General features: G+C 67.7%; 2 protein-coding genes. Both read right to left on the minus strand.

Annotated features, from left to right (window positions below):
* Positions 1-10: 10 nt before the first annotated feature.
* A complete protein-coding gene (locus tag ACFTZB_RS44850; protein ID WP_378442347.1) occupies positions 11-1,084 on the minus strand; it encodes an LLM class flavin-dependent oxidoreductase in 1,074 nt (357 codons plus the stop codon).
* A gap of 30 nt (positions 1,085-1,114) precedes the next feature.
* Positions 1,115-2,224: an acyl-CoA dehydrogenase family protein gene (locus tag ACFTZB_RS44855; RefSeq protein ID WP_378442349.1), complete on the minus strand. Its 1,110-nt coding sequence runs from the start codon at positions 2,222-2,224 to the stop codon at positions 1,115-1,117.
* Positions 2,225-2,697: the final 473 nt, after the last annotated feature.

Raw genomic sequence — 2,697 nt, forward strand, 5'->3', positions numbered from 1 at the left:
GCTTCCGCGCTCATTCCCCCAGTAGCGGCAGCAACTGCGTGCCCTGACGTTCGATCTCCCGCAGGTACGGGGTGTCCGACAACACGAAATGGGTGATGCCGAGGTCCTGGTACTTGCGCAACGACTTCGCGACATCCTCCGGGGAGCCGACGAGCCAGGTGGTGCCTGCGCCGCCGCCACCGAACTTGCCGGGTGCGGTGTACAGATTGTCGTCGAGCACCTCGCCGCGAGCAGCGAGGTCGAGGAGTCGCTGCTGTCCCACGGCGGTCTGACGGTGCGGGTTCTGCTCCGGTGCACCCTGGTTCTTCGCCATCTTCGCCATCTCCGCCACCTTCGCTTCCGCGTCGGCCCAGGCCTGCTCGGTCGTGTCCCGGACGAGGGTGGTGATCCGCAGACCGAACTCGAGCGGTGCGTGCTCTCGGCCGAGTTCCTCACTCAGCGCCCGCAGGCGCTCGATCCGCTCCCGCACCCCTTCGAGGGGTTCGCCCCAGAAGAGTTGGACGTCGGCTTCGGCGGCCGCTACCCGCTCAGCGGCGTCGGAGGCACCACCGAAGTAGAGCTTCGGGTGGAGCCGGTCTCCGCGCGGCGCGATCCGGGGCAGCACCGTGGAGTCGGTGACCTGGAAGTGCTCGCCACGGTAGGTGACGTTCTCCTCCGTCCACAGCTTACGGACGAGTTGCAGGAACTCCTTGGTGCGGGCGTAGCGGGCGGCCTGGTCGCTCTCGCGTTCGCCGTACGCTCCCAGGTCGTCCTTGCCGGACACGATGTTGACCCGCACCCGGCCACCGGACAGGTGGTCGAGACTCGCTGCAGCGGAGGCGAAGTGAGCCGGAGTCCAGTACCCGGGCCGAACCGCGACGAGTGGCTCGAACGTCGACGTCCGGGCAGCGAGGGCCGTGGCGACGGTGAGGGTGTCCGGGCGACCCCACCCGGTGCCGATCAATGCACCCTTCCAGCCGTGTTCCTCCAGGGCCTCCGCCTGGGCCGTGAGGGTGTCGAGGCTGTTGTGGTCGACCGTGACGGGCTCGCCGCGGTGTCCCGGCGTCACCTGATTCGGGATGTACCAGAGGAATTCGAGGCTCATGGGATGATGATTCCTGTTCGGTGGTGGTGATCAGCGGGCGAGTTCGGCGAGCTGGGCTCGGCGAACGTCGGTGGTTTGTCCTTGGACCAGGACGAAAAGCGCCGACCGCGCATGGAGCTGCGCCGTGTCGTCGCCACTCAGTCCCCGACCGGCCCGCGCTATCAGCAGTGCTCGGGTGATCGTGGACAATGCCTCGCCGCTGGCGACCTTGGTCGCGAGGCGTTCGCCGATCCGATGCGGACCACCTCCCGCGGCGGTGGCCTCATCAGACAGCTCGTACGCAGTGCTCCGAATCCGCGCGATGCGCGGCCTCCACGTCGCCGCCACGTCCTGGGCGAGCGGGTGTCCTGACTGCTCCAACTCTCGGAGGACCGTTTCTGCAAGCCCGAAGTGGTGGCCGCGTGCGTCGCTCGCCGTGCCGATGTCGTTGAACCGCGTGGTCTCCAGCGAGTGGGCGGAGAGCACGTGCTCGTCGGGTACGAACACGTCGTCGAGCTCGACCCGCGCGGTCCTGCTGCCCGCGACGGCGCCGAGTGGGAGCGGTCCGACACTGCGCGTGCGGTCGCTCACCGGCACGAGCGCGGTGATCACGGTCTCCGTCCGCCTTTCCACCGCGGCGACCGTCAGGGCGTCGTTGAGCCCCCACCCGCTGACCCAGGAGATGGCGCCGGTGAAGATCCAGCCGCCGCTCGTCCTTTCCGCCGCGATGTAATGGTCGGGAAACCTCCGGACGTCGCTGACTCCGGCACCGAGCACGAGTTCGCCACGCAGAATTCGCTCGGCGAGCTGCGACACCGGTTCGCCCGGTTTCCTGGATTCGACGATTCGCCCGGCCATCGGCGCGTGCTGAGCCCAGACGAGCCACGTGTTGAAGCACGCGCCGGCGATGATCTCGTGCAGGCGACGATCGGTGTTGCGGTCGATGTCGAGGCCGCCGTATTCCCGCGGCGCTTGGTGGTTCAGGAGCCCCAGCGCAGCGAGTTCGTCGATACGTTCTCCGCTGACCCCGTCACGGTCGATCGACAGGGCTTCGGGGCGCAGCACTCGTTCGGCGTACTCCCGCACCCGAGCGACGAATGGGAGGCGGTCTGCGGCGGTCACGGATTCGGCCGCACTGATGGCCGTGTTCACCGCTGTCATGTCGTCCCTTCCCTACTTCGGTCCCAGAGAGATGCCTGGCACACGACAGAGTGACGGGGGCCGGCATCCGGACATCGAGAGACTAGCCCCGGTTGTCGCCGTCGGTCGTTCACCGCCTCCGCCCTCCACCACGAGAAACGGTGCCTGACGTGGGACAGTTCGATGCGATCGGACATTAATTCGTCCCGATCGGAAACATGCAGTGCAACTGCACCTTCGGTTGCCGGGGTTTCAATCGAGCTGATGAAAAAGGGGGCGCTCGAACAGACGACGAACCGTAAGCTCGCAGGCGACCATCCGGAGCGACCGAGAGACCCCCTTGCTTCGTGGTGCGACCGCCGCAGGGGCAGCCGGCGGTCACCGCACTCGCCCATCAGGCACTGCCGTACGACCTGGCGGCACGCGGCGCCGACCTCGTGTTCGTGACCCCGGCCGACGACGTCCACGCGCAGTCGGTTCTCGCGGATGTGGCC

The sequence above is a fragment of the Rhodococcus sp. NPDC057014 genome, from assembly GCF_042673295.1.
Taxonomy (GTDB): Bacteria; Actinomycetota; Actinomycetes; order Mycobacteriales; family Mycobacteriaceae; genus Rhodococcus_F.